The organism is Streptomyces sp. NPDC048643 (genome assembly GCF_040650615.1).
GTDB lineage: Bacteria > Actinomycetota > Actinomycetes > Streptomycetales > Streptomycetaceae > Streptomyces.
Window position 1 is genome coordinate 131,884 of the sequence record NZ_JBEZHO010000004.1, and the last position, 24,367, is coordinate 156,250.

The 24,367-nt window shown below is 72.3% G+C and carries 18 protein-coding genes; 6 read left to right on the top strand and 12 right to left on the bottom strand.

All coding sequences use genetic code 11. The features are described from left to right. Positions 1-471: 471 nt before the first annotated feature. A complete protein-coding gene (locus AB0C62_RS05890) occupies positions 472-2,343 on the top strand; it encodes a glycoside hydrolase family 3 protein (protein ID WP_362969927.1) in 1,872 nt (623 codons plus the stop codon). 110 nt (positions 2,344-2,453) lie between these two features. Then, complete coding sequence (locus AB0C62_RS05895) at positions 2,454-3,086, top strand: hypothetical protein (protein WP_362969929.1); 633 nt, start codon at positions 2,454-2,456, stop codon at positions 3,084-3,086. 23 nt (positions 3,087-3,109) lie between these two features. Here the strand turns inward: AB0C62_RS05895 and AB0C62_RS05900 are convergent, their stop codons facing one another. From AB0C62_RS05900 to AB0C62_RS05915, 4 genes are all read right to left on the bottom strand, one after another. Beyond that, a complete protein-coding gene (locus tag AB0C62_RS05900; protein WP_362969931.1) occupies positions 3,110-4,570 on the bottom strand; it encodes a S28 family serine protease in 1,461 nt (486 codons plus the stop codon). Positions 4,571-4,702: 132 nt separating this feature from the next. Then, entirely contained in the window at positions 4,703-5,092 is a 390-nt protein-coding gene (locus AB0C62_RS05905) for a hypothetical protein (protein ID WP_362969933.1), read from the bottom strand. Positions 5,093-5,211: 119 nt separating this feature from the next. Beyond that, positions 5,212-8,940 (bottom strand): ABC transporter ATP-binding protein, encoded by a 3,729-nt coding sequence (locus AB0C62_RS05910; protein ID WP_362969935.1) that lies wholly within the window; start codon positions 8,938-8,940, stop codon positions 5,212-5,214. A gap of 133 nt (positions 8,941-9,073) precedes the next feature. Beyond that, positions 9,074-9,997 carry a serine hydrolase gene (locus AB0C62_RS05915; RefSeq protein WP_362969937.1) on the bottom strand — a complete coding sequence of 308 codons (924 nt, stop codon included), beginning with the start codon at positions 9,995-9,997 and terminating at the stop codon, positions 9,074-9,076. Positions 9,998-10,358: 361 nt separating this feature from the next. On the opposite strand from AB0C62_RS05915, the gene AB0C62_RS05920 reads away from it, so the two are divergent. Both AB0C62_RS05920 and AB0C62_RS05925 read left to right on the top strand, forming a co-directional pair. After that, positions 10,359-11,162, top strand: a complete 804-nt coding sequence (locus tag AB0C62_RS05920; RefSeq protein WP_362969939.1) for an endonuclease — start codon at positions 10,359-10,361, stop codon at positions 11,160-11,162. Between the two features lie 192 nt (positions 11,163-11,354). After that, positions 11,355-12,842, top strand: a complete 1,488-nt coding sequence (locus AB0C62_RS05925) for an FG-GAP and VCBS repeat-containing protein (protein ID WP_362969941.1) — start codon at positions 11,355-11,357, stop codon at positions 12,840-12,842. A 93-nt stretch (positions 12,843-12,935) separates the two neighbouring features. On the opposite strand, the gene AB0C62_RS05930 is transcribed toward AB0C62_RS05925, so the two are convergent. From AB0C62_RS05930 to AB0C62_RS05940, 3 genes are all read right to left on the bottom strand, one after another. Next, the gene (locus AB0C62_RS05930) at positions 12,936-14,621 is read right to left on the bottom strand and encodes a thiamine pyrophosphate-binding protein (RefSeq protein ID WP_362969943.1); all 1,686 of its coding nucleotides are present in this window, start codon (positions 14,619-14,621) and stop codon (positions 12,936-12,938) included. Continuing rightward, positions 14,618-15,583, bottom strand: coding sequence for an agmatinase (gene speB, locus AB0C62_RS05935; RefSeq protein WP_081217395.1), 966 nt, complete (start codon positions 15,581-15,583; stop codon positions 14,618-14,620). Before speB ends, AB0C62_RS05930 begins: the two co-directional genes overlap by 4 nt. Before the next feature lie 63 nt (positions 15,584-15,646). Continuing rightward, positions 15,647-17,107 carry a sodium:solute symporter gene (locus AB0C62_RS05940; protein WP_362969945.1) on the bottom strand — a complete coding sequence of 487 codons (1,461 nt, stop codon included), beginning with the start codon at positions 17,105-17,107 and terminating at the stop codon, positions 15,647-15,649. Positions 17,108-17,288: 181 nt separating this feature from the next. Between AB0C62_RS05940 and AB0C62_RS05945 the strand changes: the two genes are divergently transcribed. Then, positions 17,289-19,100: a PucR family transcriptional regulator gene (locus AB0C62_RS05945; RefSeq protein ID WP_362969947.1), complete on the top strand. Its 1,812-nt coding sequence runs from the start codon at positions 17,289-17,291 to the stop codon at positions 19,098-19,100. 43 nt (positions 19,101-19,143) lie between these two features. Here AB0C62_RS05945 and AB0C62_RS05950 read toward each other — a convergent pair whose 3' ends face one another. Then, positions 19,144-19,485, bottom strand: coding sequence for a DUF5713 family protein (locus tag AB0C62_RS05950; RefSeq protein ID WP_362969949.1), 342 nt, complete (start codon positions 19,483-19,485; stop codon positions 19,144-19,146). A gap of 199 nt (positions 19,486-19,684) precedes the next feature. Between AB0C62_RS05950 and AB0C62_RS05955 the strand changes: the two genes are divergently transcribed. Next, positions 19,685-20,473, top strand: a complete 789-nt coding sequence (locus AB0C62_RS05955) for a phosphatase (protein ID WP_362969951.1) — start codon at positions 19,685-19,687, stop codon at positions 20,471-20,473. A gap of 64 nt (positions 20,474-20,537) precedes the next feature. Here AB0C62_RS05955 and AB0C62_RS05960 read toward each other — a convergent pair whose 3' ends face one another. From AB0C62_RS05960 to AB0C62_RS05975, 4 genes are all read right to left on the bottom strand, one after another. Further along, on the bottom strand, positions 20,538-21,524 hold the full coding sequence (locus tag AB0C62_RS05960) for a cation diffusion facilitator family transporter (RefSeq protein WP_362969953.1): 987 nt from the start codon (positions 21,522-21,524) through the stop codon (positions 20,538-20,540). A gap of 9 nt (positions 21,525-21,533) precedes the next feature. Beyond that, positions 21,534-22,430, bottom strand: a complete 897-nt coding sequence (locus AB0C62_RS05965; protein WP_362969955.1) for an acyl-CoA thioesterase II — start codon at positions 22,428-22,430, stop codon at positions 21,534-21,536. Positions 22,431-22,464: 34 nt separating this feature from the next. Next, complete coding sequence (locus AB0C62_RS05970) at positions 22,465-23,622, bottom strand: acyl-CoA dehydrogenase family protein (RefSeq protein WP_362969957.1); 1,158 nt, start codon at positions 23,620-23,622, stop codon at positions 22,465-22,467. A 108-nt stretch (positions 23,623-23,730) separates the two neighbouring features. Further along, positions 23,731-24,333 carry a TetR/AcrR family transcriptional regulator gene (locus AB0C62_RS05975; RefSeq protein ID WP_362969959.1) on the bottom strand — a complete coding sequence of 201 codons (603 nt, stop codon included), beginning with the start codon at positions 24,331-24,333 and terminating at the stop codon, positions 23,731-23,733. Positions 24,334-24,367 lie beyond the last annotated feature (34 nt).

The window sequence follows — 24,367 nt, forward strand, 5'->3', positions numbered from 1 at the left end:
CCGAACGGATCACGGCCCGCGGCCCGGCCCGGACGGACCACCGATCCCGCGCCACCGGCGGACCACGAGCCCCGACCCGGAGCAGGACGCACCACCGGCTCCCCGGGACCCGGCCGGACGGACCACCGCTCCTCCGGCCCCCGGCCGGACGGACCACCGGCCCCCCGCGTCCCGTCCGTACCGACTTGCGGCGTTCTCCCCGATTCCGGGAACCCCGGCTCCTCCCGCTTCGTCCCAACCGCGTGCTGCCGGATGAGTCTCCGCAGAGCGGTGTCGGCCTCGCTGCTGGCTGCGATCGCTGACTTACCCTCTCCGCCGCCTGCGGCCGGCAGCACGCCGTCACCGGCGCGCCCCCCTCCAACTGCGCCGGTGGCGGCCCTCCCCCCGTTACTGTGCACACCCTTGACTGGAAGAAACTTCCTGGATATTCGTGACTCCTTGGAAGTTTCCTTCACGAGGGAAGGAGCGCTTGTGCGCGACTCCAGCACGGGAAGCACCGCAGGCCCGTCCGGTCCGGACGGGCCGAACACACCGTCAAGACCCTCCCGGCGTACGGTTCTCGCCGCCACGGCGGGCGTCAGCGCCGCACTCGCCACGGGGCCCGTCGCCCACGCGGCCGACGCCCGCGCCCCGCACGGGGACAAGGCGCTGCGCGCCATCGTGTCCCGGATGACCCTGGAGGAGAAGGTCGGCCAGCTGTTCGTCATGCGGGTCTACGGCCATTCGGCCACCGCACCCGACCAGGCCGACATCGACGCCAACCTCGCGGAGATCGGCGTCAGGACCGCCGAGGAGCTGATCGCCAAGTACCGCGTCGGCGGCATCATCTACTTCGCCTGGGCGCACAACACCCGCGACCCGCACCAGATCGCCGACCTGTCGAACGGCATCCAGCGCGCCTCGCTGGACCAGCCGCGCGGGCTGCCCGTGCTCATCTCCACCGACCAGGAGCACGGGATAGTGGCCCGCGTGGGCAAGCCCGCGACCCTGTTCCCCGGCGCCATGGCGCTGGGAGCGGGCGGCTCGCGGGCCGACGCCCGGACGGTGGGCACCATCAGCGGCGCCGAGCTGCGCGCGATCGGCATCCGCCAGGACTACTCCACGGACGCCGACGTGAACGTCAACCCGGCCAACCCGGTGATCGGCGTCCGCTCCTTCGGCGCGGACCCGGACGCGGTCGCGGGCCTCGTCGCCGCCGAGGTGAAGGGCTACCAGAGTTCGGCGGTCGCGGCCACGGCCAAGCACTTCCCCGGGCACGGCGACACCGCCGTCGACAGCCACTTCGGCTTCCCGGTCATCACCCACACCCGCGAGGTGTGGGAGAAGCTCGACGCGGTGCCGTTCCGGGCGGCGATCCGCGCCGGCATCGACTCGATCATGACGGCGCACATCATGGTCCCGGCCCTCGACGACGCCGGCGACCCCGCCACCCTCTCCCACCCGATCCTCACCGGCATCCTGCGCGGCGAACTCGGCTACGACGGTGTGGTGGTGACCGACGCGCTCGGCATGGAGGGCGTGCGGACGAAGTACGGCGACGACCGCGTCCCGGTCCTCGCCCTGAAGGCCGGTGTCGACCAGCTCCTCAACCCGCCGGACCTGCACGTCGCGTGGAACGCCGTGCTGGACGCGGTACGCGGCGGCGAGCTGACCGAGGCCCGCCTCGACGAATCGATCCTGCGCGTCCTGCGCCTCAAGGCAAAGCTCGGCCTGCTGAGCGACCCGTACGTCAAGGACGCGGCCGTCGACCGGGTGGTGGGCACGCGTGCCCACCTCAGGGAGGCCGACCGGATCGCGGAGCGGACCACGACCCTGCTGGTCAACAAGGAGAAGCTGCTCCCGCTGTCCCGGCGGCGCACCCCGAAGGTGCTCGTGGTGGGCGCCGACCCGGCCTCCCCCTCCCTCTCCGACGGGCCGCCCACCACCGTGCTCGCCGGCGCCCTGACCGAACTGGGCTTCACCGCGACCGCCCTGTCCACGGGCACGGCACCGACGGCGGCGAAGATCACCGAGGCCGTCACGGCGGCGGGCGGCGCGGACGTCGTGGTCGTCGCGACGTACAACGTCACGGCGACCGGGTCCCAGAAGACCCTCGTCGAACGGCTCGTCGCCACGGGCGTGCCCGTGGTCGCCGTCTCCGTCCGCAACCCGTACGACGTCGCCCAGCTCCCGGGGGTCGGCGCCTGCGTGGCCGCCTACTCCTGGATCGACGTCGAAGTGCGCGCCGCCGCCCGGGTGATCGCCGGCCGGGCGGAGCCGCGCGGCACCCTCCCGGTGGCCGTGCAGCGGGCGGACGACCCGACGCAGGTGCTGTATCCGATCGGGCACGGCCTGACGTACTAGCCGTACGCAGCCCACCCGGCGGCCCACCCCCAAGTGAGCCAAAGGGACCCGGATGTCTGGCGTGTGCCCGCCTCGGCGGGCCACGCTGGGCGGGGGTACGGGGGTAAGCCATGCGAGCCAGCTCGGTGTTCCGGCGTTCCGCGGGCGGGACGGCCGCTCTGCTGCTGGTCACGGCCGCCCTCGCGGGGTGCGACCGGTGGTCCGGGGCGGGAGCCGCCGAGCCCCTCCCGTCCCCGGCGTCGACCCGCGTCTCCGGCTACGGAACGGTCTTCCTCGCCCGTGGCGAGTGCAGTTCGTTCGGCACGACCAGCTTCACCGAGGTGCCCTGCTCCAGCGAACGGGCCGCCGCCCGGGTGACCGCTCGCCACGACGGCAAGGTCGCGGACGGCCCCGCCTGCCCGGCGACCACCGACTTCGTCCTGCACATCAGCGAGAGCAGGCCGGCCTCCGACGAGGACGGCGACGGCACCGTCCCCCAGGGCTACGCCTGCATGCGCAGACTCGAACCCCCGCACCCCGGCGACCCGGGAGGCGGCGGAGGCCCCCGTACGATCGTCGGGGACTGCGTCTACGGTGCGGGCCGCGGCGAGGTCCGCGAGACGGCGTGCGACGGCACGGGCGAGAAGCCCCCGGAGTACCAGGTGACGTCGGCGGTGACCGCCCGCTCCGCGTGCCCGTCCGTCACGGCGCTCTACGTGCAGCTCGGCGGCGCGAAGCCGGTGGGCTGCGCCCGCCCCGTGTGAGGGGAGCGGGCGCAGCCGGGGACTCACGGGCGCAGCGTCATCTCCCGTTCGACGTCACGCCGGTCCAGCTTCGCGTCGTACGGCGCGAGGGGCCGGGCCGCCGACGGGTCCGCCGCGACCGCCGCCGGAGCGACGCCCGCCCACTGGAGGATGCGGGCGGTGGCGAGCGCCTTCTGGTCGGCGGCGAGACCGGCGACGTTCGCGCCGTGGTTCATGCCGGGGGCCGTGAAGACGTACGCGTCGCGCGCACCGGAGCCGACGCGGAAGCGCTCGGCGCCCCACGGGTCGTTCTGGCCGTACACGAACAGCATGTGGTGCGCGTGGTGGCGGACCCAGCTGTCCACGTCACGCATCGCGGACGCCTGGAACCTCATGGGGATGGAACGCGGCACGAAGTTCCGCGGCGGCTGGTAGCCGTAGTGGACGTACTTCTTCTCGATGTACGGGAAGTGGATCGTCGGCGCGCCGAGCTGGGTGCCCGCCTGGTAGTAGTACGGCGTGTACGGCTCCAGGCCCTGGTCGGTGTAGAAGGAGAAGCCGGAGATCGTGTCGACGGAGTCCCAGATCTCGTCGTCGGTGGCGGAGGCGGCGTTCGCCGGGATCGTGTCGCAGTCGGCGAGCAGGCTGTACTGCCAGAAGCCCCACACGTAGTCGAGCACGACGGCCTCATACGCCTTGTCGAGGCTGCCGACGGTGGTGAAGGTGTAGCCGTTGTCGGCGGCGTAGGCCGCGTACTTCCTCTCCAGCGGCTCCCGGCGCACGAGGGCCTCGCGCTGCACGGCGTTCAGCCGGTCGCGGCACTCCTTGGTGCCGACCTGCGTGAAGAAGCGGTCGTACGCCGAGTCCTCGTCGTTGACGACGTCGTTGGGCGCGACGTAGGCGACGACACCGTCCATGTCGCGCGGGTAGAAGCGCTCGAAGTACGTGGCGGTCATGCCGCCCTTCGAGCCGCCGGTGGCGATCCACTTCTTGTGGTAGATCGGCTTGAGGGCCCGGAAGACGCGGTGCTGGTCGCTGGCCGCCTGCCAGATGTCGAGCTTGGACCAGTCGGCCGGGGCCGGCCGGGACGGCGTGAAGTAGCGGTACTCCAGGGAGACCTGGTTGCCGTCCACGATCTGGGTCGGCTCGCGGCGGCTCGGTGTGGTGGAGACGTTGTAGCCGCCGGTGTAGAAGACCGTCGGGCGTTCGGTGTCCTTGTGCAGCACGGTGATGCGCTGCTGGAACGTGCCCTTGGACGGGTGTCGGTGGTCGACCGGCTGGGTGTAGTTCAGGACGAAGAACCGGTAGCCCGTGTAGGGCTTCTCCTCGACGAGGCTCATGCCCGGGATCGCGAGGAGGCGGTCCAGGATGTCCTCGCCCGCCCTGCCGGTGGTGCCGGTGGTGGTGCCGTGGGCCTCCGGCGGGGCCGCGGTGGCGGCCCCGGCCGTGCTCAGTGTGCCTATGAGCACCGTGAGCGCCAGCAGCCATCTGAGCGCCTTGCGCATGCACCCTCCCTGGGATGTGGCAGATGTCCGCCGGAACCTAGCGGAGCAACTCCCGTGACACCAGGGGTCCTTGGGCGAAGCCTGTGAGCTTGTTGTGATGCGGCCGGAAATGCCGGGCGGGCCCGCGACCGCTCAGCAGAGGATCCAACCGGAGTTCACCGAACCCGAGCCGACCGATCCCCTGAACAGGACGCAGCGGTGGCCCGCGTGGACGGTCACCGGCCCCGCGCGACGGGTGAAGTGCCCGGAGTCGACCACCGGGCGGCCGCCGCGGGCCTGCACGCTGACGGACATCCACCTGCGGGCGCCCGGCTTCTTGGGGACGGTCACGGCGCACACGTAGTCGCCGTGGCGGTAGATCCGCACGGAGCCCGTCGAGAAGGACAGGGTGCGGACCTTGCGGCCCGAGCAGGAGCTGGAGGCGGCCTGGGCACTGCCCGGGCTCACGAGCGCGAGCACCGCGGACGCGGCCAGCACGGCCACGCCGACCGCCAGCCGTCGACGTATCGCACCACGGTCCACTCTCGCCCCTTCCGCCGCAGACAGCGTACGGGTGTACGGACGCAGAACGTACGTCGGACGGTTGCGCGCGGCGGCGGGGACTCCCGTTCCCCGTCCGCCGCGCCGCAGGATCTCCGGTGTCAGGCGGTGGAGCCGACCGGCTCCTCCGGCTCCGGGTCGCCGACGAAGGTCCGCCACAGCGCGGCGTACCGGCCGTCCTGGCGCAGCAGTTCGTCGTGGGTGCCGTCCTCGGCGACGCGGCCGTGGTCCATCAGCACGACCCGGTCGGCGCGGGCGGCCGTGGTCAGCCGGTGGGCGACGACCAGCGTCGTACGGCGGCCCGCGAGCCGGTCGGTGGCCTGGTTGACCAGTGCCTCGGAGGCGAGGTCCAGCGCGGCGGTCGCCTCGTCCAGGAGCAGCACGTCCGGGTCGACCAGCTCCGCGCGGGCCAGCGCGATCAGCTGGCGCTGGCCGGCGGAGAGGTTGCGTCCGCGCTCGGCGACCTCGTGGAGGTAGCCGCCCTCCAGTGTGGCGATCATGTCGTGGGCGCCGACCGCGCGGGCGGCGGCCTCCACCTCGGCGTCACCGGCGTCGGGACGGCCGTAGGCGATGGCGTCGCGGACGGTTCCCTGGAAGAGGTAGGCCTCCTGGGGGACGACCCCGAGGCGGTGGCGGTAGGAGGTGATGTCGAGGGCGCGCAGGTCCGTGCCGTCGACGGTGACCCGCCCGCCGGTCGGGTCGTAGAAGCGGGCGACGAGCTTCACCAGGGTCGACTTGCCCGCGCCGGTCTCGCCGACGAAGGCGACGGTCTGGCCGGCCGGGATGCGCAGCGACACCGCGCTGAGCGCCTCCTCGGCCTCGCCTGCGGGCCCGTAGGCGAAGTCGACGTCCTCGAACGCGATCTCGCCGCGCAGCGACAGCACGTCGAGGGGTTCGTCGGCGGTCTTCGTCGAGGTCGGCTCCTGGAGCAGTTCCTGGATGCGGCCCAGCGAGACGGTGGCCTGCTGGTAGCCGTCGAAGACCTGCGAGAGCTGCTGCACGGGCGCGAAGAACAGGTCGATGTAGAGGAGGTAGGCGACCAGGGCGCCGGTGGACAGGGTGCCGGCGTCGATCCGGTGGGCGCCCATGATCAGCACGGCCGCGGCGGCCACCGAGGACAGCAGCTGGACGAAGGGGAAGTAGACGGAGATCAGCCACTGTCCGCGGATGCGCGCGCTGCGGTAGCTGTCGCTGGCCTCGGTGAACCGCGCTCCGCTCGCGTCCTCGCGCCGGAACGCCTGGAGGATCCGCAGGCCGGACACCGACTCCTGGAGGTCGGCGTTGACGAGCGAGACGCGCTCACGGGCCAGTTCGTAGGCCTTGACGCTCGCACGGCGGAAGAAGAACGTGCCGATGACGAGCGGCGGGAGGGTCACGAAGACGACCACGGCCAGCTGGACGTCGATGACCAGGAGGGCGCCCATGATGCCGAAGAAGGTGACGACGGCGACGAAGGCCGTGACCAGGCCGGTCTGCAGGAACGTCGACAGGGCGTCGACGTCGGTCGTCATCCGGGTCATGATCCGGCCGGTCAGCTCCCGCTCGTAGTAGTCGAGGCCGAGGCGTTGGAGCTGGGCGAAGATCTTCAGGCGCAGCGCGTAGAGGACCCGTTCGCCGGTGCGGCCCGTCATCCGGGTCTCACCGATCTGCGCCGCCCACTGGACGAGCACGGTGACCAGGCCGAGGGCGGCGGCCGCCCACACCGCGCCGAGCGCGACGCGGGTGACGCCCTGGTCGATGCCGTGCCGGATCAGCACGGGCAGCAGCAGGGTCATCACCGCGTCGACGGCGACCAGCGCGAGGCTGACGAGCAGCGGGGCGCCGAAGCCGCGGAGCAGCCGGCGCAGTCCGTAGGAGTCCTCGGCCCGGACCGCCTGGGCCTCGTCGACGTCCGGCACGTCGGTGGCCGGGGGCAGCGCCTCGACCTGGGCGAGGAGTCCGGGGGTGGCGGGCATCCCGTCGAGCGCGGTGTCGCGGGGTTCGCGGTCGCCCGTCCACAGGCGCGGTGTCACCCCGCGCTCGGCGTCGAACTCGGCGTCCAGTTCGTCGCGTACGGAGGTGTCCTCGCGGGGCGTGGCGGGCCGCGCGTGGCCCGGGGAGACGCCGCCCAGTTCGTCCGGGTCGGTGAGCAGCCGGCGGTAGAGCGCGGAGCGGGCCTGGAGTTCCTCGTGGGTGCCGATGTCGGCGAGCCGGCCGCCGTCGAGGACGGCGATGCGGTCGGCGAGGTTCAGGGTGGAGCGGCGGTGGGCGATCAGCAGGGTGGTGCGGCCCTCCATGACGTGGCTCAGCGCCTCGTGGATCTCGTGCTCGACCCGGGCGTCCACGGCGGAGGTGGCGTCGTCGAGGACGAGCAGCCGGGGGTCGGTGAGGATCGCGCGGGCGAGCGCGACGCGCTGGCGCTGGCCGCCGGAGAGGGTGAGGCCGTGCTCGCCGACGGTGGTGTCGTAGCCGGCGGGCAGTTCCGCGATGAAGCGGTGCGCCTGGGCGGCGCGGGCCGCGGTCTCGATCTCGTCCTGGGTGGCGTCGGGGCGGCCGTAGGCGATGTTGGCGCGGACGGTGTCGGAGAAGAGGAAGGAGTCCTCGGGGACGAGTCCGATCGCGGCGCGCAGCGACTCGGTGGTCAGCTCGCGGACGTCGTGCCCGCCGACGAGGACGGCGCCGTGGCTCACGTCGTAGAAGCGGGGCATCAGCAGCGAGACCGTCGACTTGCCGGAGCCGGAGGTGCCGACGACCGCGAGGGTCTCGCCGGCGCGGATCTCGAAGCTCAGGCCGTCGAGGACCGGCCGGCCCTCCTCGTAGCCGAACGACACGTCGTCGAACTCCACGGTGGCGGGCGCGTCCGCGGGCAGGTCCTTGGTGCCGTCCTTGATCGACGGCCGGGTGTCGATGAGTTCGAGGACCCGCTCGGCGCCCGCGCGGGCCTGCTGTCCGACGGTCAGTACGACCGCGAGCATCCGCACCGGTCCGACGAGCTGCGCGAGGTAGGTGGAGAAGGCGACGAAGGTGCCGAGGGTGATCTGGCCGCGCACCGCCAGCCAGCCGCCGACGGCGAGCATCGCGACCTGGCCGAGCGCGGGCACGGCCTGGAGGGCCGGGGTGTACTTGGCGTTCAGCCGGATGGTGCGCAGGCGTCCCGCGAAGAGGCGCCGGCCGACCTCGCGCAGCTTGCCGGTCTCCTGCTCCTCCTGGCCGAAGCCCTTGACCACGCGGACGCCGCTGACGGAGCCGTCGACGACGCCCGCCACGGCGGCGGCCTGGGCCTGCGCGTACCAGGTGGCCGGGTGCAGCTTGGAGCGGCTGCGCTTGGCGACGACCCACAGGGCCGGGGCGACGGCCAGCGCGACCAGGGTCAGCGGCAGGGAGAGCGAGGCCATGATCCCGAGGGAGATCAGGAAGAGCAGCACGTTCCCGATGGTCATCGGGAGCATGAAGAGCAGGCCCTGGATCAGCTGGAGGTCGCTGGTCGCGCGGCCCACGACCTGTCCGGTGGACAGCTCGTCCTGCCGCCGCCCGTCCAGGCGCGTGATCGTCCGGTACATGTCGGTACGGAGGTCGTGCTGGACGTCGAGGGCGAGCCGGCCGCCGTAGTAGCGGCGGACGAAGGTGAAGGCGTAGACGAGGACGGCGGCACCGATCAGCGCGCCCGCCCAGGGGGCCATGCCGCGGCTGTGGTCGCCGATCACGTCGTCGATGATCACCTTGGTGATCAGCGGGACCACGGCCATCAGGGCCATGCCGCCCAGGGACGACCCGAGTGCGAGCACCACGTCCTTCGGGTACCGCCACGCGTACCCGGCGAGTCGCCGTGCCCATCCCCGTTCCGTCGCCACGCCGATACCTTCCGTAGATCTCACTCCGCCGGAGGCACCAACACCGAGTGAAGCGGATTTCATCCCTCCGCAACAATCCTCCGCCCGCCCGGCGCGGAGGCCGGACGGGCGGGCGCGGGGGACGACCTCGCGATCAGCGCGCGGGGACGGCCGGGAAGGCCTCCCGCGGCATCGCCGTCGGCGTGTACCGGTGGGCACTGACGGTGACCGGGACGAGGTCCTTGTGGATGGCCCGGGCGACGCCCTGGATGGTGGCGACGCCGTAGTCCATGGTGCTGTTGCCCTGGGTGAGCACCGTGATCGTGTAGTCGTGGCCGCCGCCGTCGAAGGTGCCGACGCTGTGCACCCGCCAGCCGTTCGTGGCGCGCGAGAGCCAGCCGTTCTTCACGTGCACCGCGACCGACGAGGGCGCCCCGGCCGGGGTGCCCCAGCGCTGCGACGAGACGACCTTGCCCATCAGCTTCAGGACGTAGGCGCGCGCGTTGTCGCTCAGCACGGAGTTCTTGGCGGTGAGCAGGGCGAGCAGCTTCTGTTCGTCGCGGACCGTGATCTGGGTGAGGCCCCAGTAGCCGTCCGCGCCCGGCTTGGTCCCGGTCATCCCGGCCGCGGCGAGGAAGCCCTTCACCTTGGTCGTGCCGAGCTGCTTCCACAGGGTGCTGGTCGCGGTGTTGTCGGACTGGGTGATCATCGCGGTGGCGAGACTCGTCTCGCGGGACGTCAGGTAGCGGTTGTGCTTCTTGGCGTCCCACAGCAGCGTGGCGAGGACCGTGACCTTCACGACGCTCGCCGAGTCGAAGGCGGACGTGCTCCGCAGCGTGCAGGTGGTCCTGGTGCTCCGGTCGTAGAGACCGACCGCGACAGTGCCCCTGCGGCCCGCGAGCGCGGCGGTGATGTCCTTCTGCAGTTTGGCGGCCAGACCGGCCTTGCCCGACGTACAGCCGACGGTGGGCGCCGGTGCGGCGGCGGCGGGAGCCGCGGCGACCGCGAACGGCACGATCACCCCGGCGCCCAGGCTCGCTGCGAGCACACGGGCACCCCGGGATATCCGGTGAGTCATGGAGGCTTCCCATCCCCTTGGACCGATACGAGCGCACCCCCGGCGCGCTCGCCCCAGATGACTCGCCGAGGCGCCCGATAGTTGTACAGGTGTTCTGACCACAGTCGTGCGGGTGCTCTGACGACGGGAGCCGCGCGTCCGGGAGGGCGGTCGGCGGGGGCGGGACGGGACGGGCGGGGAGGCCCCCCGGCGGAGCCCCCCTCCCGGCCGGGGGCCGCCGGCGCGTCAACTCCCGTGCACGCCGCACAGTTTGTTGAATCCCGACACAGAACCGACACCTCTCCTTAACCCCATGCACCGCATGTCCATGTCACGCTCCCGGTTATCCGCTCCATTCAACCCGCGTAGAACGGACACCCCCATGCCCGCCACGCACATACGGCGCTGGAAGACCCTGGCGCTGACGACGTCCGCGGTACTCGTCGGACTCACCCTCCCGACCGTGACCGCGTCCCCCGCGAGCGCGACGAACACCTCGTACGACAGCACGTACTACAAGAACGCGGTCGGCAAGACCGGCACGAGCCTCAAGTCCTCGCTGCACACGATCATCAGCAGCCAGAGCAAGATCTCGTACTCCGCGGTCTGGAACGCGCTGAAGGTCACCGACCAGGACCCGAACAACAGCAGCAACGTGATCCTGCTGTACAGCGGCGTCTCCCGCAGCAAGACCCTCAACGGCGGCGACGTCGGCGACTGGAACCGTGAGCACACCTGGGCCAAGTCGCACGGCGACTTCGGCGAGGTGACCGGACCCGGCACGGACCTGCACCACCTGCGCCCGGCGGACGTCCAGGTCAACGGCATCCGCGGCAACCTGGACTTCGACAACGGCGGCAGCACGGTGACCAACGGCGGCGGCAGTCGCGTGGACTCCGACTCCTTCGAGCCGCGCGCCGCGGACAAGGGCGACGTGGCCCGCATGATCCTCTACATGGCCGTGCGCTACGACGGCGGCGACGGGTTCGCCGACCTGGAGCCCGACGAGAAGGTGAACAACGGCAGCGCCCCCTACATCGGCAAGCTGTCCGTGCTGAAGCAGTGGAACGAGCAGGACCCGCCGAGCGCCTTCGAGGAGAAGCGCAACCAGGTCATCTACGACACCTACCAGCACAACCGCAACCCGTTCATCGACCACCCCGAGTGGGTCGAAGCGATCTGGTAGCCCCGACGGTCGCCGTAGTCGCCTGAACTCCCCCAGTGATCACGGGAGTTCAGGCGGCCCGCGCGCACCGCTGTCACCGGATGGTGACAAATGAATGGCCTCAGGATGTACAACCAGTGACCCCCCGCCCGAGTCGCACTCCGTGGACGCGTCGGACCACCGCGTCCGGAAGACGACGAAAGGCAGCACCTGATGTCCCGAGCACGACGCCGCGACCGCTCCACGCGGCTGACCGCGCCGCTGGCCGCCGCCGCCCTGCTGGCCGGGGGAGCCGGCGCCTGGGCCCTCACCGGCGCGACCGCCCAGGCGGCCACCGGATCGGCGGCCGTCCAGGACGACTTCAACAAGGACGGCTACGCGGACCTGGTCGTCGGAGCGCCGGACGCCACCGTGTCGAGCAAGGCCAAGGCCGGGTACGTGGCGATCATGTACGGCTCCGCGAGCGGCCTGTCCACCGCGAAGAAGCAGATCGTCAGCCGTTCCACCACGGGCGTGCCCGGCTCCGCCACCGCGAGCCAGCGCTTCGGCTCGGCCTTCACCAAGGGCGACCTGGACAAGGACGGCTACACCGACCTGGTGATCGCCGGCGGCACGACGGGCTCGGTCGTCCTGTGGGGCTCCGCCTCCGGGCTCACCGGGGGCACCGCCATCGCCGGGTACGGCGCCGCGCCCGAGGCCGGTGACTTCGACGGCGACGGCACCACGGACCTCGCTCTGTTCTCCGCGCAGTCCGTCGGCGGGGACGACCCCGCGGGCGCCCCGGCCGCCCTGTGGAAGGGCCCGGTCTCCCGCGCCGGCAAGCCGGCCGCCGTCCTGAACATCCTCGACAAGTCCGCCTGGTGGGGCTACGACGAGGACGACGCCACCTGCGCCACCGGCGGCGGCTGCGAGGAGGACGGCGACTCGATCACCGGTCCCGTCGTCTCCGGCCAGGTCGGCGACGTCAACGGCGACGGCCGGGACGACATCGTGCAGTGGTACTACACCGGGGACGGGACGTGGGGCAACCGGCTGTTGTACGGCAGCCCGACGGGCTTCAAGCGCACCGACGCCCCCGGTGACGGCGTGAGCCGGACCGCGTCGGGGACCGGTGTCGGCGACGTGAACGGCGACGGCTTCGACGACGTCGTCGTCGGCGCCGACGGCTGGAACGACAAGGTGCGGATCGCCTACGGTTCCTCCGCCGGACTCACCGACCACGTGCAGACCTTCGACCAGGACCTGGCCGGCTTCCCCGGCGTCCAGGAGGAGGGCGACGAGCTCGGCTCCGCCGTCTCCGTCGCCGACGTCACCGGTGACGGCTACGCGGACATCGCGCTCGGCATCGCCGGCGAGGACGTCGCCGGTGTGGCCGACGCCGGTTCGGTCGCCCTCGTGCACGGCGGCGCCTCCGGCGTGACCGGCGCGGGCACCCAGGTCTTCCACCAGGACACCGCCGGCATGCCCGGCGTCGCCGAGACCGACGACCGGTTCGGCGTGGCCACCGCGCTGCTGGACGTCGACGGCAACGGCCGGCGCGACCTCGCCGCCTCCTCCACCGCAGAGAACGCCTCGGCCGGCGCGGTCTGGGTGCTGCGCGGCACGACGACCGGCCTGACCACCACGTCCGCCCTCGCGTTCGGCCCGAAGACCATCGCGGCGCCCGACGTGAAGGCACTGTTCGGCTCGTCGCTTCGCTGAGCCCTCACCGAGTCCGGCCGTACGGCGGAGCGCCGGGGAGTGTCTCGCACACTCCCCGGCGCTCCCGCGTTTCCGCCGCCGCGTCCGGCCCGGTCAGTCCAGGTGCGTCGGCGCGAACATGCGCAGCACGGCGGGCAGCACGACGACCGAGGGGCCGGGGGCGGCCAGCGCCTCGGCCAGGTCCGCCTCCAGCGTCTCGGGGCCGGTGAGGGTGCCCGGCACGCCGAACGACTCGGCGAGGGCCACGTAGTCGGGGCGGGACAGCTCGGTGGCGGTCGCCTGGCCGAACGCGTCCGTCATGTACTCGCGCAGGATGCCGTAGCCGCCGTCGTCGACGATGAGCCAGGTGACGGGCAGGCCGTACTGCTTCGCCGTCGCCAGCTCGGCGATGGAGTACAGCGCGCCGCCGTCGCCGGACACCGCGAGGACCGGGCGGGAGGGGTCGGCGGCGGCCGCGCCGAGCGCCGCCGGGAAGCCGTAGCCGAGACCGCCGGCGCCCTGGGCGGAGTGCATGGTGTTGGTGCCGCGCGGGTCGAAGGCCGACCAGGCCCAGTAGGCCAGGATCGTCATGTCCCAGAAGGACGGCGAGGTGGCCGGCAGGGCGCGGCGCACGGCCGCCAGCACGTCCTGCTCCAGGGTGAGTTCCTGACCGGCGATACGGTCCGCGACCTGGGCGAGCACCGAGGTCACCCGGTCCGCCGCCGACGCGTCGGGGCGTTCCTCCACCGTCTCCAGGAGCGCGGAGAGCGCGAGGCGGGCGTCCGCGTGGATGCCGAGCGCCGGGTGGTTGGACTCCAGCTTGCCGAGGTCGGCCTCGATCTGGATCACCCGGCCGCGGGGCTTGAACGTGTGGTAGTTCGAGGAGAGTTCACCGAGTCCGGAACCCACCACGAGCAGGACGTCGGCGTCCTCCAGGAAGTCGGTCGTGTGCCGGTCCTCCAGCCAGGACTGGAGCGACAGCGGGTGCTCCCAGGGGAAGGCGCCCTTGCCGCCGAAGGTGGTGACGACCGGCGCGTTCAGCCTCTCGGCGAGCAGGCGCAGTTTGCCGGAGGCGTCGGCACGCACGACACCGCCGCCCGCGATGATCGCGGGGCGCTCGGCCGTGGAGAGCAGATGGGCAGCCAGCGCGGTGAGTTCGGGGCGCGGGACGACGTCCTCGGGGGTGGCGTCCATCGCGGTCACCACGGGCAGGGAGGTCTCGGCGAGGAGGACGTCCTGCGGGATCTCCACCCACACCGGTCCGTGCGGGGCCGTGAGCGCCGACTCCCAGGCCGCGGCGATCGCGGAGGGGATCTGCGACGGCGTACGGACCGTGTGGACCGACTTGACCACGCCCCGGAACGAGGCCTGCTGGTCGGGGAGTTCGTGCAGATAGCCGTGGCGTCCGCCGCCCAGGCCCGCGGTGGGGATCTGGCTGCTGATGGCGAGCACCGGCGCCGAGGCGGCCCGTGCCTCCTGGAGGGCGGCCAGCGAGGTCAGCGCGCCGGGGCCGGTGGACAGCAGCAGCGGCGCGGCCTCGCCGGTGACCCGGCCGTAGGCGTCCGCCGCGAACCCGGCGTTGTTCTCGACGCGCAGTCCGACGTACTGGAGGGAGGAGCGGCGCAGCGCGTCGAACATGCCGAGCGCGTGCTGGCCGGGCAGCCCGAAGACGGTCGTCGCACCGAGACCGGAGAGGGTCTCCACGACCAGGTCTCCGCCGTTGCGGCCGGGGGGCGGGTTGAGCGCGGCCTCCGTCTGCGCCGCCGTCGGACGGAGCACCAGGTCGTGGTCGTGGGTCACTTGTTCCGGGCCTCCGCGATCTGGCGGGACATGATGGTGGTCAGTTCGTAGGCGGTGTGGGACGCCGCCACGGCGGTGATCTCCGCGTGGTCGTAGGCCGGGGCGACCTCGACGACGTCGGCGGAGACCAGGTTGCAGGACGAGAGTCCGCGCAGGATCTCCAGGAGTTCGCGGGAGGTCATGCCGCCCGCCTCGGGGGTGCCGGTGCCGGGGGCGTGCGCCGGGTCGAGGCAGTCGATGTCGATGGAGATGTAGAGCGGGCGGTCGCCGATGCGCTGACGGAGCTGGTCGGCGACCTCGTCGGCGCCGCGGCGGTAGATGTCCGCCGAGGTGACGATGCCGAAGCCCATCTTCTCGTCGTCGGTGAGGTCCTGCTTGCCGTACAGCGGGCCGCGCGTGCCGACGTGCGAGAGCGCCTCGGTGTCGAGGATGCCCTCCTCGACGGCACGGCGGAACGGGGTGCCGTGGGTGTACTCGGCGCCGAAGTACGTGTCCCAGGTGTCGAGGTGCGCGTCGAAGTGGAGCAGCGCGACCGGGCCGTGCTTCTTGGCCACGGAGCGCAGCAGGGGCAGCGCGATGGTGTGGTCGCCGCCCAGGGTCATCAGCCGGGCGCCGGTGCCGAGCAGTTCGTCGGCGGCGGCCTCGACCGTCTCGACGGCCTCGTTGATGTTGAACGGGTTCGCCGCGATGTCACCGGCGTCGGCGACCTGGGCGAGGGCGAACGGCGAGGCGTCCTGGGCCGGGTTGTAGGGGCGGAGCAGCCGGGACGCCTCGCGGATGGCGTTGCCGCCGAAGCGGGCGCCCGGCCGGTACGAGACGCCGGAGTCGAACGGCACACCGACCACGGCGACGTCGGCGGTGCCGACCTCGTCGAGGCGGGGCAGCCGGGCGAAGGTCGCGGGGCCGGCGTACCGCGGGACGCGGGACGAGTCGACGGGGCCGCGGGGCGTCTCGTTGCTCATGGGGTGATGCCTTCTTTCCTACGCTTCGTCGCGTATGTACAACTAAGTACAACTAGTGCGACTCTACTGGTGAACCGGGACCGGTTCGGACAAGGGTTCGGCGGTGCGGCCGGCCAGCCGCTCGCGCCAGACGGCCAGCACCGCCGCGTCGGTCGCGGGCGTGGCCAGCGAGACGATCACGTAGGCGGCCAGGGAGAGGAGCAGCCCGTAGTAGACGGGCTCGTTGGCGAGGATGCCGTACCCGGCCATCAGGCCGACGACGGCGAGACCGCCCACCACGACGGAGGCGAGGGCGCCCTGCGCCGTGCCGCGCTTCCACAGCAGTCCGCCGAGGATCGGCACGAGCAGTCCGGCCACGAGCAGGTTGTACGCGACCGTGAGCGCCTCGACGACGTTGTTGAGCGCGATCGCCGTGCCGATCGCCGCGACGCCCATGATCAGGATGAAGACGCGGTTGCCCTTGACCTCGTCGTGTTCGGCGGCGCCGGGCTTCACGGCACCGCGCAGCCGCGACCAGATGTCGTTGTTGGCGACGGTGGCGCAGGCGATGAGCGCGCCGGAGGAGGTGGACATCACGGCGGCGAGCGCGGCGGCGAGCACCAGGCCGCGCACACCGACGGGGAGTTCGTCCTTGACGATGGTCGCGAAGGCGGTGTCGGCGCTGGGCAGCTTCGGGTACATCACCTTGGCCGCGGTGCCGATGACGGCGCCGGCGACGGCGTAGACCAGGCAGTAGGTGCCGGCGACGGTGCCGCCCCACTTGGCCGTCCTGTCGCCGCGCGCGGTGAACACGCGCTGCCAGATGTCCTGCCCGATCAGCATGCCGAACGTGTAGATGAGGACGTAGGTGAAGATCGTCTCGCCGCCGATGCCCAGCGGGTCGAAGTACTCGGTGGGCAGCTTGGCCTTCATCTCGCTGAACCCGCCGGCCTTGATGACGGCGATGGGCAGCAGCAGGAGCAGCACGCCGATGGTCTTGACGACGAACTGCACCATGTCGGTGAGGGTGATCGACCACATGCCGCCGAGGGTCGAGTAGGCGACGACGATCGACCCGCCGATGATGATCGCGAGCGTCCGGTTCATGTCGAAGAGGACGTCGAAGATCGTGGCGTACGCGATGGTCGAGGTGACCGCCAGCATCAGGGTGTACGCCCACATGACGACCCCGGAGATGAGGCCGGCCCGGCCGCCGTAGCGCAGGTCGAGCATCTCGGAGACGGTGTAGACCTTCAGGCGGGCGATGCGCGCCGAGAAGAAGACGCTGAGGGCGAGCAGGCCGAGTCCGATGGTGAAGACCATCCAGGCTCCGGAGAGGCCGTACTGGTAGCCGAGGCCGACGCCGCCGATGGTGGACGCGCCGCCGAGGACGATGGCGGCCATGGTGCCGGAGTACATGGCGGGCCCGAGGCGCCGCCCGGCGACCAGGAACTCGCTCTTGGACTTGGCGCGGCGCATGCCCCACCAGCCCATGGCCAGCATGCCGGCCAGATAGACGACGATCACTGTGTAGTCGACGGCCATGGGTCTCCTCCGGGCACTGGGTGGCGTGTCGTGCGGTGGTGTGGGGAGCCGGCAACTGATCGCGGGGACATCCGCCCGTACCCGCGGCTGCCGGTCGGGACCGACACTAGGTGGCCGGAAAGCGACTGCGAAGTGTACGTTTCATCCATTCGAGCCGAGCAGGATGGAGGAACCGTCCACCGTGCCGGACCCACAGTCCCCGACAGCCCCGTCCGTCCCACCTGCCGCGTCCACCGCGTCCGCTCCGGCCGTACCGCCGACTCCCCCGGTTCCGCTGTCGGCGCTCCTCGCCCGCGAGGACCTGGGCCTGCGGCAGATCGCCGGTCCCGCCGCGCCCGGCACCGTGATCCGCTGGGCGCACACCTCGGAGATGGCCGACCCCTATCCCTACCTGCTGGGCGGCGAGCTGCTGCTCACCGCCGGGGTCCACGTCCCGGAGCCGGCCGAGGGCCCGGACGGCACCCCGCGTGCGGGGGACGCCGGAAGCCTGCGGGGGTACTTCGACGACTATGTGTCCCGCATCGTCGCGGCGGGCGGGGCGGCCCTCGGCTTCGGACTGGCCCCGGTGCACGACCAGGTGCCACCCGCGCTGGTCGCGGCCTGCGACGCCCACGGCCTGCCGCTGCTGGAGGTGCCGCCCCGCACGACGTTCTCCGGCGTCGCCCGCGCCGTGTGGCAGCTCATGGCGCAGGCCCGGCTGGCCGAGCTGCGGCGGGTGACCGAGGCCCAGCAGAGCCTCGCGGCAGCGGCGGCCCGCCCCGATCCCGTCCCGGCCGTGCTCCGGCAGCTCGCCCAGCGGGTGGGCGGCCTCGCGGTCCTGTACGGCCCGGAGGGCACGGAACTGGCCCGGACCGGCAGGATCCCGGACGCCTCGACGGCTGGGAGCGCCTCCGGGCGGGGTGCCTCGGGGGACGCCTCCGCGGCCCCGACGGCGACCTCGGCAGGCAGCGCCACCGGCACCGGCGAGGCCACCCGGGCGGGTACGGCCGCCGGCACCCGCGACGACCCACCGGCGAGCGCCTCCGCCGGCACCCCCGCAAGCACCCGCGTCAACCCGCCCGCCGCCGGGGGGCCCGGTTCCACCGACGCCCGTCTCACCGTGACGCCCCCCGAGGTCGCCCTCTCCGAGCTGGCCGGCGTCGTCCGCCCGGATCAAGGGGCGGGGGCCCCTTCACCCAGGCCTTCTTCCGCCACCGACACCGTCGAGGGCGTCCATCTCGCCGCCTACGCCCTCGGCAGCGGTCAGGGCTTCGTGCTCGGGATCGCCGCGCCGCGCCGCGACCCCGGTGACCACACGATCGCCTCCGTCGCGTCCGTGCTGCTCTCGCTCCTGACCGGGGAACACCAGAGCGGCAGCGGTGCGGCCCGGTCGGCGGCGCTGGTTCGGCTGCTGCTCGGTGCCGCGCCCGAGGCGGTGGCGCCACTCCTCGGCGGCGAGCGGTGGACCGTCGTGCACGCGTGCCGCACCGGGGAAGGGCCCGCCCCCGACGCCGTCACCGCCACCGCGCTCGGGGCGGCCCTCGGCTCCGCGCTGGTCGACGTGGACGGCGACGTCGTCCGCGTCCTCGTCCCCGGTGACCGCGCGCCCGCCGAGCAGTCGGGCTGGACCTGCGGCGTCAGCGCACCCGCCGGCCCGGACGCGTGGCCGGCGGCCGACACCCAGGCGGCCCGCGCGCTGGCCCGCGCCCGCGCGACCCGCACCGCCCTGGTCCGGCACGGCGACCGCCCCGCGCTCGCCGATCTCCTCCCGGCGGGCGACGCCGAGGCCCACGCCCTGGCCCTTCTCGCGCCCCTCGCCGGGACGCCCGCGCTGACCGAGACCCTGCGCGCCTGGCTCTCCCTGCACGGCAGTTGGGACCGGACGGCGGTGGCTCTGGCCGTCCACCGCAACACCGTCCGCCAACGCATCGCGCGCTGCTCGGCGTTGCTGGAGGCCGACCTCGACGATCCGGACGTACGGATGGAGTTGTGGTTCGCGCTCCGAGCCGGGTGAGGCACGGCCCGCCGCTGGTCCGGCGGCCTCCGTTCCCTCGAACTCACCAGTCCCGGGGGGCGATCAGCTCCTCCACGTCCGCGGCGGCGAACCCGTACGCCGAGGCCACGAACCAGAAGTCCTCCGCTATCTCCTCGCGGGCCACCGTCTCGATGTCGCTGTCCGCCTCCCAGAACGCGTCCTGCAGCGCGTTGAACTCCTCGGTCGCCGCGTGGGTGAGCACGTACAGCGCAGCGAGGTCCGCGGGCCGCTCCGCCTCGATCCGCTCGCACAGGCCCAGCAGGATCATCCGGCCGCGGTCGACGAGGTGATCCGGGTAGTACCCGTCGCGGTACAGCCCGCGCAGGAACGCGTGGTCCCCCACCTGAACATTGGTGACCGCCACTGCTTCCCCCGTCCGTCGGACATCCCTCGGCGTCCCTCGACCCGTGGGGGAGATCCTGCACCACGCCACTGACAACGGACCTCTCCCGGTCTCACCGCCCACCCCGGCCCGCCCCCGGGCCCGTACTCCCGAGTGACGCGCGTCCCAGCGACCGGAACGGCCGCGCCCTCGGCCAGGGCCCACCGGCACAATGGGAGGTATGCCGATACCCGGGACTCCCAGCCGCGCCGAACTTGTCGACCATCTCGTGAAGACCCGCATCGCGGGCGATGTCGCCACCCCCCGCGAGAACAACCTCTCCCACTACCGCAAGCTGGCCAACGGCGAGCGCAACTGGTGGCTCGGTCTGGAGCTCGGCGACCGCTGGACCGACGAGCAGGACGTGCTCGCGGTGATGGCGGAGCGGGTCGGTGTCAACGACGACCCGGAGTTCCGCTACGGGCAGGACACCATCGATCCCGAGCTGACCGTGGACGGTCTGGACCGCCTCGCGGCCCGGCTGCGCAAGGCGGCCGAGGGGCGCCAGCGGGTGCTGTTCGCGACCGGCCACCCCGGCGGTCTGCTCGACGTGCACCGCGCCACGGCCGCCGCGCTGCGCGCCGCCGGCTGCGAGATCGTCGTGATCCCGGAAGGCCTCCAGACGGACGAGGGCTACGTCATGCAGTTCGCGGACGTCGCCGTGCTGGAGCACGGGGCCACGCTGTGGCACACGCACTCCGGCGAGCCGATGCGCGCGATCCTCGACGGCCTGGCGCGCGAGGGACGCCCGCTGCCCGACCTGGTCGTCGCCGACCACGGCTGGGCGGGCCGCGCGGGCCAGCAGGGTGTGGACTCCGTCGGCTACGCCGACTGCAACGACCCGGCCCTGTTCCTCGCCGAGGCGGAGGGCACCGTGCAGGTCGTGGTCCCGCTCGACGACCACGTCGTCAGCCCGCGCCACTACGACCCGATGACCGCGTATCTGCTGAAGGAAGCCGGCCTGGCGTAACGCCCGGCACGCCGTACGGCACGCGCGCGTGTCCCGGATCCCCGGGTGAGCGGCCCGAGTCCCGTCACGGCCAGGGGTTCAGGCCCTCCGCCCGACGCTGGGCGTACCCCGGCGTCGGGTCCAGGTAGACCCGGATCACCGAGGGGAACACCGCCCGGAGCCGGTCCTCGGCCTGTTCGCAGGCCCACTCGATCTGGGCCGCCGTCGACACGTCCCGGAAGTCGACCTTGGCGGCCACGAGTGCCTCGCGCGGCCCCTGCATGAGCGTCGTCAGCTCCAGGACGGCCTCCACGTGCTCGACCGCCAGCAGCTCCGCCCGGATCCGCTCCCGCATGGCCTTGGGCAGCGGCCGTCCGATGAGGAGTTCCGCGTTGGACCGCCCCAGCACCCAGGCGACGTAGAGCAGCAGCACACCGATGAGGAGCGAGGCGACGCCGTCCCAGACGCCCGAGCCGGTGAGCTGGCCGCCCAGCAGGCCGCCCGCGGCGAACACCAGGCCGATCAGGGCCGCCGAGTCCTCCAGGACGACGGCCTTCACGGCGGTGTCCGGCGTGTGCCGCAGGTAGTGCTTGAACGTGGTGTCGACGCGGGCGGCCTCGCCGCGGGCCTGCCGCAGTCCCGTCCGCAGGGAGAAGCCCTCCAGCAGGAAGGCGACGCCGAGCACGATGTACGAGACGAGGGGGTTGCCGAGTTCCTCCCCCGCGACCAGGGTGTGGATGCCGTCGTAGATCGAGAAGACCGCGCCGCCGACGAAGGTGGCGACGGCGGCGAGCAGCGCCCAGATGTAGCGCTCGGGGCCGTAGCCCAGCGGATGCTCCTCGTCGGCCGGTTTCTCGCTGCGTTTCAGGGCCGTGAGCAGCAGGAGTTCCGTGACGGTGTCGGCGACGGAGTGCGCGGCCTCCGACAGCATCGCGCTGGATCCGCTGATGATGCCGGCGACCGCCTTGGCGAGGGCGATCCCGAGATTGGCGACGGCGGCGACGATCACCGTGGCGACGCTCTCGCCCCCACCGTCAGGACCCGCCGCTTCGTCCCGCGCTGCTTCAGTCATGCCCCAGTCTTACCGGCGAAGGCCCTGGCGCGGGACGCGGACCACGCCTTCCTGGATCACCGAGATGGCGAGGCGGCCGTCCCGCGTGTAGATGCGGGCCTGGCCGAGACCCCGGCCGCCGGACGCGGACGGCGACTCCTGGTCGTACAGGAGCCATTCGTCGGCGCGGAACGGGCGGTGGAACCACATCGCGTGGTCCAGGGACGCCCCGACGACGTCCCCGGTCACCCAGCCGCCGCGCCCGTGCGCGAGGAGGATCGAGTCGAGGAGGGTCATGTCGGAGACGTAGGTGGCGAGGACGACGTGCAGCAGCGGCTGGTCGACGGCGCCGTCGAGCTTGCCGTTGGTGCGGAACCACACCTGGGAGCGCGGTTCGCGGACCTCGCCGACGGTGCCGTACGGCGGCGCGTCGACGTAGCGCAGGTCGACGGACTCGCGGGTCTCCAGGAGCCGTTCGAGGACGTCGGTGCCGGAGAAGCGGTCGGCGTACCGGGGCAGCAGTTCGGCGGCCGTGGGCAGCGTCTCGGGGTCGGGCGCCGACGGCATCGTCGCCTGGTGCTCCAGGCCCTCCTCGTACGTCTGGAAGGACGCCGAGAGGTGGAAGATCGGCTGTCCGTGCTGGACGGCGACCACCCGGCGGGTGGTGAAGGACCGTCCGTCACGGATGCGGTCCACGGTGTAGACGATGGGGGCGCCCGGATCGCCCGCCCGCAGGAAGTAGGCGTGCAGGGAGTGGGCGTGCCGGTCCGCGGGGACCGTGCGCCCGGCGGCGACCAGTGCCTGCGCCGCCACCTGCCCGCCGAAGACGCGGGGGACGACGGCCGAACGGGACCGGCCGCGGAAGATGTCCTCCTCGATCCGCTCGAGGTCGAGCAGATCGAGGAGGGACTGAAGTGCCTCGCTCATGGGGCAGTTGTACCGTGCAGTCGTTTCGCGGGCCTTACAGGCCCATGTTCTTGGCGATGATCGTCTTCATGATCTCGCTGGTGCCGCCGTAGATGCGGTTGACCCGGTTGTCCGCGTACAGGCGGGCGATCGGGTACTCGTTCATGAAGCCGTACCCGCCGTGCAGCTGGAGGCAGCGGTCGATGACGCGGTGCGCGACCTCGGTGCAGAACAGCTTGGCGCTGGCGGCCTCGGCCGGAGTCAGCTCACCGGCGTCGAGGGCCTCCAGGGCGCGGTCGGCGACGGCCTCGGCGGCGTCCACCTCGGCCTGGCAGGCGGCCAGCTCGAACTTGGTGTTCTGGAAGGAGGCGACGGGCTTGCCGAAGACCGTGCGCTCCTGGACGTACTCCTTGGCGAACCGGACGGCGGCCTTGGCCTGCGCGTAGGCGCCGAAGGCGATGCCCCAGCGCTCGGAGGCGAGGTTGTGGCCGAGGTAGGAGAAGCCCTTGTTCTCCTCGCCGAGGAGGTCCTCGACGGGGACCTTCACGTCGACGAACGCCAGCTCGGCGGTGTCGGAGGTCTTCAGGCCGAGCTTGTCGAGCTTGCGTCCGATGGAGTAGCCCTCGGCCTTGGTGTCCACGGCGAACAGCGAGATGCCGAAGCGGCGGTCGCCGGCGGTGGGCGCGGAGGTGCGCGCGCAGACGATCACGCGGTCGGCGTGCACGCCACCGGTGATGAAGGTCTTGGAGCCGTTGAGGACGTAGTGCGTGCCGTCCTCGGAGAGCTTGGCGGTGGTCTTCATGCCCGCGAGGTCGGAGCCGGTGCCCGGCTCGGTCATCGCGAGGGCCCACATCTCCTCGCCGGTGACGAACTTCGGCAGGAAGCGCTTCTTCTGCTCGTCGGTGGCGAGCATCTTGATGTAGGGCAGGCCGAGCAGCACGTGCACGCCCGAGCCGCCGAACTGGACACCGGCGCGCGCGGTCTCCTCGTACATCACGGCTTCGAACTTGTACGAGTCGATGCCGGCGCCGCCGAACTCCTCGTCGACGCGGATACCGAAGACGCCCAGCTCGGCGAGCTTGAGGTAGAAGTCGCGCGGCGCCTGGCCGGCGGCGAACCACTCGTCGTAGACCGGGACGACCTCGGCCTCGATGAAGGCGCGCAGGGTCTCCCGGAACGCCTCGTGGTCCTCGTTGAACACAGTACGGCGCACCGCCGCCACCTCCACCTGAATACCTGGGTCATGTCTAAGCGCTTGCTCAGATACCACGTTACCCGCCGGTCACGACAGACGTCCAGGGGCCACCGTCCGAGACGCTCGTCACGCGCCGGGGGCCACCGCGGCCGCCCCGAAGGCACCCCTGGCCATCCGGTGCAGCAGCCGCGCCGTCACGGCGCGCCCGGGGAGCGCGCCGGGGCGTCCCAGGTGCGGGGTGGAGTTCAGCAGGCCGAAGACCGAGTGCACGGCCGACCGGGCGGCGGGCTCGGCCAGCTCCGGGTACACCTCGCGGACCACCTCCACCCACAGCTCGACGTACTGGCGCTGGAGCTGGCGCACGAGCTTGCGGTCGCTGTCCCGCAGGCGGTCCAGTTCACGGTCGTGCAGCGTGATCAGGGGACGGTCGTCGAGCGCGAAGTCGATGTGCCCCTCGATGAGCGAGTCGAGCAGCACCTCCGCGCCCCCCTCCGCCTCGGCCACCCGGCGCTTGCCGCCCGTGAGGAGCTGGCCGCTGATGCCCACCAGCAGCTCGGCGAGCATCGCGTCCTTGCCCGGGAAGTGCCGGTACAGACCGGGGCCGCTGATGCCGACCGCCGCCCCTATCTCGTCCACGCCCACGCCGTGGAAGCCGCGCTCGGCGAAGAGCCGGGCCGCCTCCTTGAGGATCTGCTCGCGGCGGGTGGGGGCGTCGGTTCTCGTGGCCATGCAAACGATTCTAGACAGGGAGGTTAGCGGTCGT

Excerpts from the sequence above, each read along its gene's own strand:
- AB0C62_RS05900 (WP_362969931.1), bottom strand. The coding sequence starts at position 4,570 with ATGCGCAAGGCGCTCAGATGGCTGCTGGCGCTCACGGTGCTCATAGGC.
- AB0C62_RS05975 (WP_362969959.1), bottom strand. The coding sequence starts at position 24,333 with ATGGCCACGAGAACCGACGCCCCCACCCGCCGCGAGCAGATCCTCAAG.
- AB0C62_RS05955 (WP_362969951.1), top strand. The coding sequence starts at position 19,685 with ATGCCGATACCCGGGACTCCCAGCCGCGCCGAACTTGTCGACCATCTC.
- AB0C62_RS05965 (WP_362969955.1), bottom strand. The coding sequence starts at position 22,430 with ATGAGCGAGGCACTTCAGTCCCTCCTCGATCTGCTCGACCTCGAGCGG.
- AB0C62_RS05920 (WP_362969939.1), top strand. The coding sequence starts at position 10,359 with ATGCCCGCCACGCACATACGGCGCTGGAAGACCCTGGCGCTGACGACG.
- AB0C62_RS05895 (WP_362969929.1), top strand. The coding sequence starts at position 2,454 with ATGCGAGCCAGCTCGGTGTTCCGGCGTTCCGCGGGCGGGACGGCCGCT.
- AB0C62_RS05915 (WP_362969937.1), bottom strand. The coding sequence starts at position 9,997 with ATGACTCACCGGATATCCCGGGGTGCCCGTGTGCTCGCAGCGAGCCTG.
- AB0C62_RS05940 (WP_362969945.1), bottom strand. The coding sequence starts at position 17,107 with ATGGCCGTCGACTACACAGTGATCGTCGTCTATCTGGCCGGCATGCTG.
- speB (WP_081217395.1), bottom strand. The coding sequence starts at position 15,583 with ATGAGCAACGAGACGCCCCGCGGCCCCGTCGACTCGTCCCGCGTCCCG.
- AB0C62_RS05960 (WP_362969953.1), bottom strand. The coding sequence starts at position 21,524 with ATGACTGAAGCAGCGCGGGACGAAGCGGCGGGTCCTGACGGTGGGGGC.
- AB0C62_RS05925 (WP_362969941.1), top strand. The coding sequence starts at position 11,355 with ATGTCCCGAGCACGACGCCGCGACCGCTCCACGCGGCTGACCGCGCCG.